Below are 15,526 nucleotides of genomic sequence, written 5' to 3'. Positions count from 1 at the left end.
ACGCCGTTCAGAAGTCATGACCGTCGGATCGAGCATCCAGAATCCATCGCCGCAGCGGGGGAATGATGTCCTTGGCTGCGCTGAGGACACGGATCTCCGCACACTTCCGGTAGTGCTGCTTCATGTACTCAGCGGCATCTTGGTACTCGATGGACTTATCGGTGTCCGAATGCCACACCATCGCGTTGAGGTAGGTGTTCGCGTAGTCGTAGTCCGTCGCAAGACCTTCGACCGGCACTCCGGACGGCGAAGCGCCCGGTGGTCCGATCTTGACCATCTGACGACGAACATCGCCAGATGCCATCGACGGTGGGGTTCCGCCGAGGTTCCCCGCATACACGAACGCATGCCGTTTCCAGGCCGCGAGACCGCTTCGAGCCGACCTCAACTGCCCCCGCAGCAGAACGTGCTCGCGTTCGATCTGGGTAGTCAGATTCTTAACGCTCACCGGATCGTTTTCAAGGAAAATGATCGGTCTCATCCGCACAGCCATCGTTAGCCAGTCGTCCTCGGGGAGGACCTGTGAATCGAAGCCAGTCGCACTCACCTCACGCGTTCTCAGGTCGAGTCGCATCTGCACACTGAACTGAGCATCTTGTCCGGCGAGCGGGTTGTTGGCGATCCGCGCAGCCCGTTCCAAGAAGTTGGCCACGTTTGCCTTGAGCCCTGGGCTACTCGACCCGCAGGCCTGCTCGTTGCAGCTACTAGGCATGAGGAGAGTCTACGAACTTCGCTGAGCCTGCAGAATGCACATTCCCTAGCGACGCGCGCGCTCCTGGCGTTCGTGTGAGACGGCTGCTATTCGCTCCACACGTGTACACACCCTGCACTGTTAGAAGATCCCCTAAGCCGGGCACAGCGGTGTGGGTGCGCTGAGGCGGGTTCTCGCTGATCCGCCGCCGCCTCGACAAGCCAGGCACGCCCTCGATCGTGAGCCGGGAGCATGCATGGCTCCTCCCCGGACGGTACCCCGCCGTCATCTCGTCCGAGAGAGCTTCAGCGGACACGTCGTCGCGGTCGGCGTCCGCCTAAGCCATTCCCGCCATCCCTCGCTGGCGAAGTCCTCGCGCCGGTTCTCGCTGAGTTGAGGGGTATTGCCGATAAGACTGCCGTCAAATGGGCCGCCTTCACTGGACACTACCGGGGGGTAACGGGGGATGCGTCAGCGTGCGCGTCCGTTGACCTGCTCAACGTTTCAATCTCCGTCGTTTCCCCGAGAGGGCGCTCTCCCGTTCGGATACCGAAGGGAAAGATACCCACGGCGAACGGCGATAGCGAAGTTGATCGCGGCAGTGGCCAGTCGGAGCACCACTATGGCTCCGGCAACCACGTGCACTACAACAGGCATGGACAAGAGGTGGAGTGCCGATTCAATCGTCATGATTGCTCCCGTGGGTCGTCGCGTGGTCTTGACGACGATCGTGTCCCGGGGGTTGTCCACCATGGTCCATGCTGGAAACTGGACACAAAATCAGCCTGGACTATGCGGGGGTGAAGCTAGCGTGAAGCCCGCTCGGCCCGCCTGGTGCGAAGTATTGGATGAGTTGAACCAGCTGGTCGGAAGTCCCGGACTGAATCGGCCTGACTTTCGTTCCGTTCTTCAAGCAAGGATGGAACACGATGAACAGGAAGTATTCGCCGGAGATGCGTGAGCGGGCGTTGCGGATGCTCGCGGAGACGCGGCCGTCGCACCCGACGATGATGAGCGCGGTTAGGCATGTGGCTGGGCTGCTGGGGATGAGCCCGGAGACGTTGCGACTGTGGCAGCGCCGGGCCGAGGTCGACGCCGGTGTCAAGCCCGGGCTGACGACGGACGCGGCGGTGGAGATCAAGCGGCTGCAGAAGGAGAACGCCGAACTGCGCAAGGCCAACGAGATCCTCAAGGCTGCGAGCGTGTTTTTCGCGAAGGAGCTCGACCGCCCCTGACCGAGATGGTCCGGTTCATCGATGAACACAGGGATCGTTTCGGGGTCGAGCTCATCTGCCGGGTCCTCAAACCGGCAGTCCAGGGCTTCCTCACCGCGCGCGGCTACCGCGCCGCTGTCAGCCGTGCGGCGTCAGCGAGGCAGCTGCGCGACGACCTGCTGGTGCCGGAGGTCGCTCGCCTACATGCGGAGAACTACGGCGTCTACGGACGCCGGAAGATGCACGCACTCATGCGGCGGCAAGGGTGGGAGATCGGTCGCGATCAGACCGAACGGCTCATGCGGCTCGCCGGGGTGGAGGGCGTGAAGCGGTCCAAGCGGATGTTCACGACGAAGTCCGACCCGGCAGCGGAGAAGCCGAAGGATCTCGTGCAACGCCGGTTCACTGCCCCCGGCCCGCGCCGCCTCTGGGTCGCTGACGTGACATACGTCGCAACATGGTCCGGGTTCGCGTATGTCGCGTTCGTCACCGATGTCTATTCGCGTCGCATCGTGGGCTGGAACGTCGCAGCCACGCTCAAGTCCGACATCCTGCCACTACGGGCGCTCGATATGGCCGCCTGGGACGCCGGCGGACGCCTCGACGGCCTGGTTCATCACGCCGATCACGGATCGAACTACCTCGCCGTGGTCTACACCGATCGGATCGAGGAACTCGGCGCGAAACCCTCCACCGGGACCGTCGGCGACTCGTTCGACAACGCCCTCGCGGAGGCGGTCAACGGTCTCTACAAGACCGAGCTGATCCGTCAGCGCGGCCCCTGGCGAACCGTCGAGCAGGTCGAGCTAGCAACCCTTGAGTACGTGTGGTGGTGGAACAATCAGCGCCTCCACGGCGAGCTCGACATGCGCACCCCGATCGAGGTCGAAGACGCGTACTACGCTGACCTGGAATCAGCCAATCCGGCACCTGCTGGACAAGGCTCCCGATAGGAACGAAAGTCAGGCCGATTCACACGACCGTCGTGAGCGACAGATGTTGGAGATGTGGCTGGAGGGTCGCGCCTCGCGCACATCTGTGCAACTAGTGCATGGTGACGGTGGCCAGGGTAAGAGTGGGTCTGCCGCACGGATAGGTGACGGGTTATAGTCACGCCGCGAGGGCGACGTCGGTGTTCATGATTGCTTCGTACTCGACCGGGGTCAAGCCGTGGAGCCGCTTCTGTCGGCGGCGTCGGTGGTAGGTGCGTTCGATCCAGGTGACGATGGCGATGCGGAGCTCGTCGCGGGTGGCCCAGGAGCGTCGGTTGAGGACGTTCTTCTGCAGCAGGCTGAAGAACGATTCCATCGCCGCGTTATCGCCCGCCGCGCCGACTCGGCCCATTGATCCGACCATCCCGTGATGGTGCAGAGCGCGGACCATCTTCCTCGCGCGAAACTGGGATCCTCTGTCCGTGTGGACCACGCAGCCGGCGACGTTTCCGCGCCGCGCGACGGCACTGTTGACAGCGTCGACCGCGAGACGAGCCTTCATCCGGTCGCTGATCGAGTACCCCACGATCCGGTTGCTGAACACGTCTTTGATGGCGCAGAGGTAGAGCTTGCCTTCACCGGTCTTGTGCTCTGTAATGTCGCTGAGCCAGAGCTGGTTCGGCGCGTCGGCGGTGAACTCCCGGCGCACGAGATCATCGTGGACCGGCGGGCCAGGACGCCGACTCTTCCCACGGCGACGCTTCCCGAACGCGGACCACCAACCGTTGTCACGGCAGATCCGCCATGCCGTCCGTTCCGCCATGACCTCGCCCGCGTCGCGGGCCTCGTCGAGGAGGAACCGGTAGCCGAACTCAGGGTCGTCGCGGTGCGCGCCGAACAACGCGTTTGCACGATACGCCGCAACGAGTTCAGCATCGGTGATGGGGGTTGCCAGCCATCGGTAGTACGGCTGGCGAGCGAGCTTGAGCACCCGGCACGTCACCGCGACGGGAATCCCGTCGACGGCGAGCTCGGTCACGAGCGGGTAGAGCCTTTTCCCGGCAGGTTCGCCTGCGACAAATACGCCGCCGCCCGCCGCAGCACCTCGACCTCTTGCTCCAGCAGCCGGATCCGCTTCCGCGCCTCCCGCAGCTCCGCACCCTCGGACCGGGTCACGCCCGGCTTTGTGCCCTCTTCGACCGCGGCACGCCGCAACCACTTCGTGAGGGTCATCGGGTGAACCCCGAAGTCAGTCGCGATCTGCTCGATCGTCACTCCGGGCTCGCGGCCCCGAGCGACGCGCACGACATCGTCACGGAACTCCGAGGGATAGGGCTTGGGCACGATGACATCCTTCCAGGGCACCCTCCCGGGCAACCCAACTCAGATGTCACCTACCGGTGCGGCAGACCCAGTCGGCTAGCGACGGAAGTCGCTCGGAGGGCGGCTGGGCGTGGATGGGACGTGGTCCAGGCAGTCGAAAAGGCGGGCGCCAACGCTCCCCGCGTTAGGTCTGGGCGGCTACTCGTTGTCGTCGACTATGCAGAGCGGTGGAACATAGAAGTCCTTGCGCGGATGATCCTGGACTTGGCGGAAGAAGCGGGGCCGGGATACTTGCGTGTACTGCTCCTCGCGCGAATGGACTATGGGCTGTGGGAGCTGATCGCCTCGACTCTGGATCGTCAGGTTGACGATCTCGCCGCTCCCATCCGTCTGGAACCCTTGTTCGCCAGTGGCACGCTTGAGTCCACTACCGCATTCGGCGAGGCAGTGGCCGCGTTCCAGTCCGCGATGAAACTCCCGCTGAAGAAGCTGGCGCCGCCGGCCAGCCCGAAGAGCACAGACAACTCGCTGCTCGGTCTGCACATGGCGGCACTTGCGACGGTTCTGGCGCAGAACAACCAGCAAACGATCCCGTCGGGCGCTGATCTGTCGGAGTTCCTTCTGACTCACGAGCGCAAGTACTGGTCGGTGGGCTTGGCTCCTGTTTTGCCGGCGGTGGTCGCCACGGCGGAGATTGACCGAGTGTCGAGGACAGTCTTGGCTGCCACCCTATTCGGCCCTCTTGGAAGTTCGGCTGATGCGAGGCAGCTCCTACGCACGGCGCGTCTCGCAGGCAACGATGCAGACGCTCAGTCCCTCATAGATCGGCATGCCCAGCTGTACCCTGCGGAGGAGGGTAGCGGGACTCATAACACCGCAGTCAGTCCGTACTTACGGCCGCTGTACCCCGATCGATTCGCTGAGGATTTCGTCGCCTGGTGCATGCGTCGTACCGCTGGTCGTGACTTTGTTCTCGACCTTCTGAAGGAGCTTGCATCTGGCCGCGTCACAGATCTCCAGAGCCGCGCGCTCGACTTCCTGTCGGCAACCGCCATTCGGCACCCCTTCGTCGACGAGGTAGTAGAGAAGCTCGTCGGTACGTCGGACGGGTATGTTCACCTCAACTCACGGGGAGTTCCGTACTACTTGCACCGAACTTCGGTTACCCTGCGCGGAGGGAGGCCTCAGACCATCTACTTCTTTGCCAAGGTCCGTAGAAACCGTCAGGGAGAACCAACGGCACTGCCGAGAGACCGGGTTGTCAAGGAGAATCCGAGGAACGGATTCCTGACGATCAGCAAGAAGAAGGATCATGCCGTGGCGACGGGAATGTGAGCCACCCAGAGTTTCGCTCCAGTCGGTGCCCTGATCTCGCAGTTGCTGTGGTGGGCTGATTCGAGCCAGCACGGCACGCGTTCTCGACCTCGGCGGGCGTGCGGAGGTCGAGCCCACCATGGAGGCGCTGGTCGTTCGCCCCCCAAGAACGCCGGTAGACCGGGTTCAAGGCTTACCATCGCGGGTTTCGGATCGCGCGTTCAACGAGGTTCTTGCGATTGCCGGCACTCCATGCCTCCATCGAGTCCGAGTCCGAGTCCGAGTCCGAGTCCGAGTCCGAGTCAAGGGACTCGTGTCCGGCTTGGCAAACGCGCATGGCGAGGCTCGGCAACTCGACGAACGCATCAGCTATTCGCTCCTCTCCAATACGCACCCTGCACCGCTAGAAGGGTGGGGAATCCGCTCAGAGTTGACATCCCGCCGCTGTGCTGGGGTGCGAATGCTCAAGCTGGAAATCCGGTCGACCGGATGTTTGGAGCAGAGCAAGCGACTGCGCCCGCTCCTAGATAGTCTGCGATCGGGTGGCGTCCGGCAAGGTGGTGTACGGATCGGGTGACCGTGTCGCTGCGGACGTAGCGACGGTCACCGCGTGATCCTTCGAGAGAACTCTTCACATCCATCTCGAAAGGACCCCGACGATGACCGTCTCACCCCACGATATCGACCCTGCCCGCTTCCTCGAAGACCACCTCGCGCAGGCGTCTCCCGATCTGCTGCGGGAGATGCTCGGCACGTTCATCAACCAGCTGCTATCCGCGGACGCGGACCAGATCTGCGGCGCCGCTTACGGCACGATCAGCGACGACAGGGTGAACCGTCGCAACGGTTACCGCCACCGCGACTTCGACACCCGCGCCGGGACCATCGACGTGAAGATCCCCAAGCTCCGGCAGGGCACCTACTTCCCGGAGTGGCTGCTGGAACGCCGCCGCCGCGCGGAGGCCGCACTGACCACCGTGGTCGCGACCAGCTACCTCCTCGGCGTGTCCACCCGTCGGATGGATGACCTGGTGAAGACCCTCGGGATCACCGGGCTGTCGAAGTCGCAGGTGTCGGAGATGGCGCGCGACCTTGACGAGCAGGTGACCGCGTTCCGCACCCGGCCGTTGGACGCCGGCCCGTACTCGTTCGTCGCCGCCGACGCGCTCACCATGAAGGTCCGCGAGGGCGGCCGGGTCGTGAAGGTCGCGGTGCTGGTCGCGACCGGCGTGAACGCCGACGGCTACCGCGAGATCCTCGGTCTGCAAGTCAACTCGACCGAAGACGGCGCCGGCTGGCTGACGTTCTGGCGCGACCTCGTCGCGAGAGGCCTGACCGGCGTGAAGCTCGTCACGTCCGACGCACACGCAGGTCTGGTCGCAGCGATCGGCGCGACCGTCGGCGGGTCCTGGCAGAGGTGCAGAACCCACTACGCGGCGAACCTGATGAGCGTGACCCCAAAGTCCTCGTGGCCATGGGTGAAGACCCTGCTGGGCACGGTTTTCGACCAGCCCGACGCGGAGTCCGTGCACGCCCAGTTCGACCGCGTCCTGGACGCGCTCGAGCACAAGCTCCCCAGGTCGTTCGAGCACCTCGAGGCCGCACGTGAGGAGATCCTCGCGTTCACCGCGTTCCCGAAGAGCATCTGGCGGCAGATCTGGTCCAACAATCCGAACGAACGCCTCAACCGGGAGATCCGCCGCCGCACCGACGTCGTGGGCATCTTCCCGAACCGCGACGCGATCATCCGGCTCGTCGGCGCCGTCCTCGCCGAGCAACACGACGAGTGGGCCGAGCAACGCCGCTACCTCGGCCTCGACGCCCTCGCCGCCGCACGCCGCGTCGGCGAACCCACCACAGAGGAGGTGATCGAACCCGACCTTCGGGCCCTCACAGCCTGACCTCGACACGAGGGATCACACGATCACCGATACACCACGTCCCAGGACTTGACCTGCGATCGTCCTGAATACTGAGCCGAAAGTGGGGCATTGAGGCGATGAGCCCACCAAGCTTGAAGGCGCGACGCACTGCCCGGGCAGCGAAAGTGACTGCTCGTAGCGCCCAGAGTTCCGGCATCGTCAAGTGCTACGTCGAGCGGTTCGAGAATGCCGCCGGCGCGCCCGACCTTCGCCTTCGCGAGAAGTCGACCAGACGGCTCGTGAGGGTTCTCATGGACGACCAGACGTTGAGGTCGTTTGCGCCGCTGTCGAACCTGTTGCAGGACTGCTACGCGCATGGAGGCGGCCTCGTTGAGCCGCGGAGTCGTGCGGAGCACATTGCCATCTCCGCGCCGATCGTGAAGCAAAGCGCTCAGGAAATCGCTGTCGCATTCGAGGGCTTCTCGGTGAAAGTCCACATCGCAACTGCGAACGTCGCATCTCCTCCGACATCCGTCTGGGCTTACATCGAGGAGTATCCCGTCGAGGACGGGGGCCTTGGCTTGCGTCTTCGGCAGAAGGTCACCGGCCGGAAGGTCGAGGTGTACGGCAAGAACGAGGACCACCTGCTCACATTCCTCAGCAGTCCGCAGCTCACAGGGTCCAGCACTCACATGGCCAACCTCTACCAGAAGGAGGGATTCGACGATTACGTGCTGGTCTCCGGAGGCACGGCCACAGATTCATACGACGTGGTGCTCTATAACGACGGCGCTGAGCTCACCTACTTGCTTGGCCCGACACCCGACACCGCATACCGGGATGCGTTCCGCGTGCTGACGGAGGAGTCGGCGCCCGCGGCACACACGCGGACCGCACAGACGCACTTCGACAGGGGCCGGTATCGCGAGGCGGTGCTCTCCGCGCGACTCGCTGTCGAGACGGCGTGCGGCGGACGTGCGCCCGATGTGAAGCGCCGACTTGCAGATGCTCCCGCTGACGTCGCGACTGCGGGTAAAGCCCTATACGGAAAGCGCCACGTAGCCGTCCATGAGGGCGACACGCGAGTCGAGAAGCCCGACGCCATACAGGCGATCCGCGCGATGCATCGCGTCCTCACCTACCTGGAGTCAACGACTCCTTGAGGGCCAGTCGCCGCTCCCGCGCTCGTGCGTAGGAGAAGACACTGCGCATCCAAGCAGGGCCGTGCGACGATCACGTGCTCAACGAAATCTGGCTCATCGCAATTAGCCGCATTCATTGGCCTGCAGAAGCACTGATGCTGTTCAGGAAGTGCTTGACTGCCACTTGTCGTTGAGCGTCATGGTCTTGCTGTTGGGTTCGTACCTGACAGCAAGGAGAGACACGCTGACCACTACAGGAACTTGGGCTGATACTCCGGAGAGGATGCGGGTTCCAGCGGGCATAGTCGGAAGGGACTCGAAAGGGACATTGTCGAGGTAAGACACGGCCTTCTGTATGGCATTGATGTCCAGTTTGTTCACGAGGCGGTCCAGGAAGTAGTTGTGGAGCTGGGAGACGATTGTGTCTGAGATGTCGTGGGGCGCTGACTCGCGAGCCTGTCAAGTTGTTTGTGTAAGCGGGCATCGGTGGGTGGTCAGAGGTAGGGGTTGATTCGGTCGGGGAACGCGATCGCGAGCTGCGAGAGCGCCTTCTTCCAGTTCGTGGTGACGGCGCCTTCGACCAGCCGCGGTGGGGCTTTGCGCTCGTTCGAGGGCTTGCCGCGTTCCTTCGCCCGCTCGAGGGCTCGCTTGTCTTCGATGTTGCAGATCGCGAGCCAGAGCAGTTTGACGACTGCCGCGTCGTTCGGGAAGTGACCCCGGTTCTTGGTCACTTTCCGCAGCTGGAAGTTCAGCGACTCGATCGCGTTCGTCGTATAGACCACCCGCCTGACATCGGGCGGGAACCCCAGGAACGGGGTGAACCGCTCCCACGCGTTCTCGAACGCGGCGACCGTGTGCGGATTGCCCTGACCCAGATCGGAGGCCGCGAACGCCTCCAGCGCTGCCCTCGCCGCGTCCGCGTCGGGGGCTTGATAGATCAGCTTCAACGCGGCGGCGACGGCTTTGCGTTGCCCGTAGGAGACGAACCGCATTGACGCTCGGATCAGATGAACGACGCAGGTCTGCACGAGCGATTCAGGCCAGGTCGCCTCGATCGCTTCTGGGAAGCCGGTGAGCCCATCGCAGCAGACGATGAGCACGTCGCGGACGCCGCGATTGGCGAGCTCGGCGCAGACGGAGGCCCAGAACTTCGCGCCCTCGGCTTGCTGCACCCAGATGCCCAGGACGTGCTTGACGCCTTCCATATCGACGCCGACCGCGATGTGAGCGGCCTTGTTGCGCACGTGTCCGCCGTCGCGGACTTTCACCACGATCGCGTCCAAGTAGATGACCGGGTAGAACGCTTCCAGCGGCCGAGACTGCCAGGCAAGGACCTCGTCGGAAATCTCGTCGACGATCTTGGAGATCGTCTCGCGACTGATCTCGGTGCCGATCGTCGACGCCAAGTGGTGTTCGATATCGCGCACCGTCATTCCGCCGGCATAGAGCGACACGATCATCTCGTCCAACCCGCCGAGGCGACGCTGACCGACCGGCACCAGCCTCGGGATGAACGTCCCGTTCCGGTCCCGCGGGATCGAGAGTTCGACATCGCCAGCGACCGTCGAGACCGTCTTCGGGAACGAACCATTGCGGGAGTTGTCATGCAGCGGCGCCTCGGGATCACCACGCTCGTAACCGACATGTTCGGTCAGCTCAGCGCCCAGACCACGCTCGAGGCCCGTCTTGATCAACTGCTGGATCAACCCGTCCCTGCCATCGAGCTGCACCTCGCCAGCATCAATCTTCGCGAACAGATCATCCAGCACCCCCGACTCACGCAGCCGTCTGGCGCCTTCCTCCTGCCGCCGCCGTCGCTCCGCTCGAGCTTCTTTGTCGATCATGGTCATCAGCGTCGTCCTTCCATAAGAAGCAGACACCCCTTACACAAACGATCTGACACCCTCTGACTCGCGATTGTGAGAAAACACTCCGAACTTGCGTCCTTCCTTCACAATTTCCTCGAAGGTCGCCCGCGAGATCCCCGCGCCAGTCCTCGCTGAGCTCATCGGCACGCCTCGAGCGGCTGCCATCTGGGCCGCGCGGTCCGCCCGCGACTGTTCCGCCCAAATCGCCTAACGCTGACCGCCTGCCGAGTATCGTCGCGGCGCAACTCGGCAGGTTTTTCCATCATGTTCGCGAACAGGTCGCAATATTGTGGTGGGCATGACACCGAAACCCGAGTTCGGCCCCGACGACTTCGAGAACCCCGACGCCCCCGAAGGCGAACGGCGGCTCCGCTCCGACCACTTCGAGGTCCGCGACCTGTCTTACGAGCGCAGCCGGATGCGCCAGCTGATCGACCTCTACAAGGGCGCCGTGTTCGACCCCGGCTGGGAGAAGCGCGACGACCTCGACCCCGAGGACGAGACCACCTGGCAGACCGAGCGGCTGGAGACCTACATCAAGGAACGCCCCCGCGGCAAAGGCTACGTCGCCGACTTCGTCTACAACAGCAAGGATCTGCCGGTTACCGTCTATGGCATCTTGATCAACCGCGGCCGCGGACTGGAGGTCACGGAACTCGAGCTGTTCCGCAGCAGCTGGGGCTACTTCGACGGATGGAGCACGTTCGTGGACCCCGACGACTCGGCCGACGTCGGTGAAACGGACGAGGACGATTCACCCGAGCCGGAGCAACTCATCACCAGCGACGTGCTCCGTCGCATCCCGATCGGGCGGATCATCGCGATGTCTCAGCAGTCGCTGGCGCAGGAAGAGTGGCGCACCGACGGCATCCAGGTCCTCATGGGTCGGGATCGCGGCCCCGACGAGCTCACCCACGCTGAGACGAACGCCCTCGAGTCAGCCGTCCTCGCCGCGAACCGGACCAAGCGAGGACGACCCCCCCTCCCGGACGAAACCCTCGCAGCCGTCGCGCACGCCTACCTCGAAGAAGCCCCCGCCGGCGTCGGCCTCCTCAAGCGACTCTCTCAGCGATTCAACCGGCCCGAGCCGACCGTCCGCGACTGGATCGCAACCGCCCGCCGAGAAGGCTTCCTCACCGCCGCAGTCCCCGGAAAGCGGGGAGCGGCCCCCGGACCACGACTTACCTCCGCCACAGCAGCAACGGCCGTCCGTCCGCGCTGAGCCCGGGCATTCAGCCGCTCCGAATACCTACCCTCCGCCCAATCTTCCATCCAGAGGTCGACATGCGGGTAGCGGTCGTCGTGATGAGTCGCAGTCTCATGAGTTGCTCGCCCACGCTCGTGCCACCGTCGGTGCGGCTTCGTCAGCCTGACGCGGCGCTGAGCCCAGGCGTTCGGCCTGAGCATCGTAACTCGCGGCCACGGTCCTACGATTTCCCCCATGACTATCTCCGTGCTCGAACTCGTCGGGCTGTTCCTCGTCGGGCTGCTCGCCGGTGAAGAGTTCGCGGTACGCTGGGGCGTCCAGCCGGCTCTGCGCCGACTGGAGGACCGCGCGCACATTGATGCGCGCATGTCACTGGTCCGTCGTCTCATGATCATCGTGCCAGCGCTGATGGTCCCGGCGGTGCTGGCCGGAGTGGCCGTGCTCATGTTCACGGGTAGCGGTGCGGGCTTCGCATTCCGGTGCGCCGGCGTGGCCACTCTTGCTGCGTTCCTGCTCCTATCATTTCTCGGCACCGTGCCGATCAACATCAAGGTCAACGACACCTGGTCGGCCGAGAGCCCGCCAGCGGACTGGCGGGACGTGGTAGCGCGCTGGGAGCGAATCGACACGTTCCGAGCGGGCGCGGCGATCCTCGCGTTCGCGCTGTTCCTGGTCGCCGCCGCGCTCGGCTGAACCGCCCCTCGAGCGGGCCAGGGCAGCCGGGCGGAGTCTCACATTCAGTTCACCTGAATACCTTCCTCCGCCAACCAAAGGCTCTGTCGATTTCACATCGCACAGCAGCCAACACCGCGAGAGTTGGAATACGAACACGTTCTCGAATGTTGTAGCGCCTATGCCGCGCGTGACTCCCACGAGTCTTCGAACCCACGAGCGCTGGGGTCCTTGCAGTTTGTGCGGGCTGGTGACGCTGCGTACGGCTACCCATGTGCCACCTCGGGCTGCTTTCAACGTCGGAAAGATGAGCCGTTCGGTAGTCACCGAGGACTGGATGCTCGTTCAGGATCGTTCCCGCGACGGCGGGATGCGCGTCTGGGGTCACTGTGAGGATTGCCGCTCTGCGACATCACCGTGGGATGACGAGTACATCCTGTGGGCGAAGGAGATCGGGCGTGCGTTGGTCAGATCGCCGAGGCGAGGCGAGCGTTCCGCGCTCACCGGCAGCTTCCCGACAGCGCGACCTGGTCGGTTTGTCCGGGCTGCGCTTGCGGGGATGACTGCCCTCGCGGAGGGGCTGGTCGAGACCCATCCTGAGCTCGTAGCCACGATTCGCACTGGGGCATTGCTCGCTGCTCGGCACGACGTGCGCTTCCTCGTCGGTGTAACCCCGGCGACGGAGCGTATCTACGTTGGCGGTGGCCATGCCGGTCTCGCCGTATCGATTACACTTCGTGGCCCGTCCAGTACGCAGGAGGATCGCGCACTTCCCGCCATTTCCGCGATCAGCCACTTTCCACCGCTCAGTCTTCTGCTCGTCGCTGGTCAGACCGCATCTCGGTACCCGCACACAGACTGCACGTCGTGGCTCGAGTACGGTGTGGATGATGTCGTGGAGTCGTTCCCGATCGCGCTACCCGCGGTGCGTCTCGACGATGGAGCGGTGATCGTCGCGACCCCGGCGGCGTTCACCCAGGTGAACATCTGATGGTGCTGCTGATGCTGGCATCGAACCTGCCCGGGCCAACGCCCACAGCCCCGTTCATCCTGCATGCATCCGTCACCGCAGTGTGCTCCATCGATCGCCGCGGGAGCAGACGCGATGTCCTCCCGTCCTGCAGTAGATCCCGATACCTACCCCGGCGGTGACCAGCACGACAGCGAATATCAGCCCTGCCTTCGTCGTCCGTGCCTTCGCGAGCGCAGCCTTGAGCTCTTCAGCTGCCTGACAGGCGAGTTCTGCCTGCTCGGCCTCCTCAGCCGCAAGCCGAAGCTCCTGGCGGCGCGCCGCCCCGGGCCAGACGGTCGGTGCGCGCCAGACCCCATGCGGCAGAGGGGCTCTCGGAAGAGAGGTCCTGGCAGCGCTACACCGCGTTGGGGGCGCCCACACGCCGAGCGTGTTAACGAGTAAGGAACTCGTCACTCGAGTTCTCGCCATGGCGAAGAGGCTCCCGGAAGCAGGCATCGCTGACGTCAGCTCTGGATGCGAGAACACGTGCACGTCTACTTCGTTTACAGCGGCATCTATCGGAGCAGAGGTCGCATCGCGCAGCTGCGCTGGGGGCGGAGTCGATTCCCGTGAAGGCTGCGACCGTCATGCGAGGAGTTGCTTAGATCTTGCGTCCCGAAGAAGCTGTGTGTTTAGATACACTACACACGACGTCTCGATGGTTCGAGGTGATTCGAGGTCCTGGTCAAGTCCTGGGACGTGGTGTATCGGTGATCGTGTGATCCCTCGTGTCGAGGTCAGGCTGTGAGGGCCCGAAGGTCGGGTTCGATCACCTCCTCTGTGGTGGGTTCGCCGACGCGGCGTGCGGCGGCGAGGGCGTCGAGGCCGAGGTAGCGGCGTTGCTCGGCCCACTCGTCGTGTTGCTCGGCGAGGACGGCGCCGACGAGCCGGATGATCGCGTCGCGGTTCGGGAAGATGCCCACGACGTCGGTGCGGCGGCGGATCTCCCGGTTGAGGCGTTCGTTCGGATTGTTGGACCAGATCTGCCGCCAGATGCTCTTCGGGAACGCGGTGAACGCGAGGATCTCCTCACGTGCGGCCTCGAGGTGCTCGAACGACCTGGGGAGCTTGTGCTCGAGCGCGTCCAGGACGCGGTCGAACTGGGCGTGCACGGACTCCGCGTCGGGCTGGTCGAAAACCGTGCCCAGCAGGGTCTTCACCCATGGCCACGAGGACTTTGGGGTCACGCTCATCAGGTTCGCCGCGTAGTGGGTTCTGCACCTCTGCCAGGACCCGCCGACGGTCGCGCCGATCGCTGCGACCAGACCTGCGTGTGCGTCGGACGTGACGAGCTTCACGCCGGTCAGGCCTCTCGCGACGAGGTCGCGCCAGAACGTCAGCCAGCCGGCGCCGTCTTCGGTCGAGTTGACTTGCAGACCGAGGATCTCGCGGTAGCCGTCGGCGTTCACGCCGGTCGCGACCAGCACCGCGACCTTCACGACCCGGCCGCCCTCGCGGACCTTCATGGTGAGCGCGTCGGCGGCGACGAACGAGTACGGGCCGGCGTCCAACGGCCGGGTGCGGAACGCGGTCACCTGCTCGTCAAGGTCGCGCGCCATCTCCGACACCTGCGACTTCGACAGCCCGGTGATCCCGAGGGTCTTCACCAGGTCATCCATCCGACGGGTGGACACGCCGAGGAGGTAGCTGGTCGCGACCACGGTGGTCAGTGCGGCCTCCGCGCGGCGGCGGCGTTCCAGCAGCCACTCCGGGAAGTAGGTGCCCTGCCGGAGCTTGGGGATCTTCACGTCGATGGTCCCGGCGCGGGTGTCGAAGTCGCGGTGGCGGTAACCGTTGCGACGGTTCACCCTGTCGTCGCTGATCGTGCCGTAAGCGGCGCCGCAGATCTGGTCCGCGTCCGCGGATAGCAGCTGGTTGATGAACGTGCCGAGCATCTCCCGCAGCAGATCGGGAGACGCCTGCGCGAGGTGGTCTTCGAGGAAGCGGGCAGGGTCGATATCGTGGGGTGAGACGGTCATCGTCGGGGTCCTTTCGAGATGGATGTGAAGAGTTCTCTCGAAGGATCACGCGGTGACCGTCGCTACGTCCGCAGCGACACGGTCACCCGATCCGTACACCACCTTGCCGGACGCCACCCGAGGTCCTCTCGGCGGAAGCTGAGTGACCACGCATTGCTGAGGAGAGCGCGCCGTGGTGCGAGTACTCAGGCCATTAGGCCGTCGAGCTACTCGATGCGATGAAGTGGATTCAGGGCCGATTCATACCGATCAGTCGTCGTTAGTGATTCAGCAGGATTGAACGACCGGATGTCGCATCCGAACAGCGAGA

Annotated in this window: 11 protein-coding genes; 7 read left to right on the top strand and 4 right to left on the bottom strand. The window is 64.2% G+C overall.

Annotated features, from left to right (window positions below):
• Positions 1-7: 7 nt before the first annotated feature.
• On the bottom strand, positions 8-652 hold the full coding sequence (locus tag CGU35_RS13965; protein ID WP_100812123.1) for a hypothetical protein: 645 nt from the start codon (positions 650-652) through the stop codon (positions 8-10).
• A gap of 968 nt (positions 653-1,620) precedes the next feature.
• Here CGU35_RS13965 and CGU35_RS13960 point away from each other — a divergent pair.
• Positions 1,621-2,858, top strand: a protein-coding gene (locus CGU35_RS13960; protein ID WP_100809984.1) for an IS3 family transposase whose coding sequence is annotated in 2 segments (ribosomal slippage) — positions 1,621-1,906 and positions 1,906-2,858 — 1,239 coding nt in all. Because the reading frame shifts where the segments join, the coding sequence is not laid out codon by codon here.
• Positions 2,859-3,015: 157 nt separating this feature from the next.
• Here CGU35_RS13960 and CGU35_RS13955 read toward each other — a convergent pair.
• Positions 3,016-4,181 (bottom strand): IS3 family transposase gene (locus CGU35_RS13955; RefSeq protein WP_100812122.1). Its coding sequence is split into 2 segments (ribosomal slippage): positions 3,016-3,894 and positions 3,897-4,181, totalling 1,164 coding nucleotides; the frame shifts between segments, so codons are not numbered across the junction.
• A 120-nt stretch (positions 4,182-4,301) separates the two neighbouring features.
• Between CGU35_RS13955 and CGU35_RS18415 the strand changes: the two genes are divergently transcribed.
• The 3 genes from CGU35_RS18415 to CGU35_RS13940 all read left to right on the top strand — a co-directional run bounded on the left by CGU35_RS18415 (position 4,302) and on the right by CGU35_RS13940 (position 8,499).
• Positions 4,302-5,495, top strand: a complete 1,194-nt coding sequence (locus CGU35_RS18415) for a hypothetical protein (protein WP_198519599.1) — start codon at positions 4,302-4,304, stop codon at positions 5,493-5,495.
• Positions 5,496-6,133: 638 nt separating this feature from the next.
• On the top strand, positions 6,134-7,375 hold the full coding sequence (locus CGU35_RS13945; protein ID WP_100809640.1) for an IS256 family transposase: 1,242 nt from the start codon (positions 6,134-6,136) through the stop codon (positions 7,373-7,375).
• 272 nt (positions 7,376-7,647) lie between these two features.
• Positions 7,648-8,499, top strand: a complete 852-nt coding sequence (locus tag CGU35_RS13940) for a hypothetical protein (RefSeq protein ID WP_198519598.1) — start codon at positions 7,648-7,650, stop codon at positions 8,497-8,499.
• A 473-nt stretch (positions 8,500-8,972) separates the two neighbouring features.
• Here CGU35_RS13940 and CGU35_RS13935 read toward each other — a convergent pair whose 3' ends face one another.
• Positions 8,973-10,322 (bottom strand): IS256 family transposase, encoded by a 1,350-nt coding sequence (locus tag CGU35_RS13935; RefSeq protein ID WP_100811295.1) that lies wholly within the window; start codon positions 10,320-10,322, stop codon positions 8,973-8,975.
• 322 nt (positions 10,323-10,644) lie between these two features.
• Here CGU35_RS13935 and CGU35_RS18410 point away from each other — a divergent pair, with 322 nt between their 5' ends.
• The 3 genes from CGU35_RS18410 (at position 10,645) to CGU35_RS13920 (ending at position 13,216) form a co-directional block, all read left to right on the top strand.
• A complete protein-coding gene (locus CGU35_RS18410) occupies positions 10,645-11,568 on the top strand; it encodes a hypothetical protein (RefSeq protein ID WP_198519597.1) in 924 nt (307 codons plus the stop codon).
• A 231-nt stretch (positions 11,569-11,799) separates the two neighbouring features.
• Positions 11,800-12,246: an anthrone oxygenase family protein gene (locus tag CGU35_RS13925; RefSeq protein WP_198519596.1), complete on the top strand. Its 447-nt coding sequence runs from the start codon at positions 11,800-11,802 to the stop codon at positions 12,244-12,246.
• Positions 12,247-12,784: 538 nt separating this feature from the next.
• Positions 12,785-13,216 carry a hypothetical protein gene (locus CGU35_RS13920; protein WP_157813992.1) on the top strand — a complete coding sequence of 144 codons (432 nt, stop codon included), beginning with the start codon at positions 12,785-12,787 and terminating at the stop codon, positions 13,214-13,216.
• Between the two features lie 758 nt (positions 13,217-13,974).
• On the opposite strand, the gene CGU35_RS13915 is transcribed toward CGU35_RS13920, so the two are convergent.
• Complete coding sequence (locus tag CGU35_RS13915; RefSeq protein ID WP_100809640.1) at positions 13,975-15,216, bottom strand: IS256 family transposase; 1,242 nt, start codon at positions 15,214-15,216, stop codon at positions 13,975-13,977.
• Positions 15,217-15,526 lie beyond the last annotated feature (310 nt).

This window comes from Microbacterium sp. BR1, assembly GCF_002812725.1.
Lineage (GTDB): Bacteria > Actinomycetota > Actinomycetes > Actinomycetales > Microbacteriaceae > Microbacterium.
Note: the sequence above shows the minus strand (reverse complement) of the source record. Positions and strands in the feature narration are given on the sequence as shown.

Coding starts and splice junctions, on each gene's coding strand:
- CGU35_RS13945 (WP_100809640.1), top strand. CDS start 6,134: ATGACCGTCTCACCCCACGATATCGACCCTGCCCGCTTCCTCGAAGAC.
- CGU35_RS13940 (WP_198519598.1), top strand. CDS start 7,648: ATGGACGACCAGACGTTGAGGTCGTTTGCGCCGCTGTCGAACCTGTTG.
- CGU35_RS13935 (WP_100811295.1), bottom strand. CDS start 10,322: ATGATCGACAAAGAAGCTCGAGCGGAGCGACGGCGGCGGCAGGAGGAA.
- CGU35_RS18410 (WP_198519597.1), top strand. CDS start 10,645: ATGACACCGAAACCCGAGTTCGGCCCCGACGACTTCGAGAACCCCGAC.
- CGU35_RS13920 (WP_157813992.1), top strand. CDS start 12,785: ATGACTGCCCTCGCGGAGGGGCTGGTCGAGACCCATCCTGAGCTCGTA.
- CGU35_RS13915 (WP_100809640.1), bottom strand. CDS start 15,216: ATGACCGTCTCACCCCACGATATCGACCCTGCCCGCTTCCTCGAAGAC.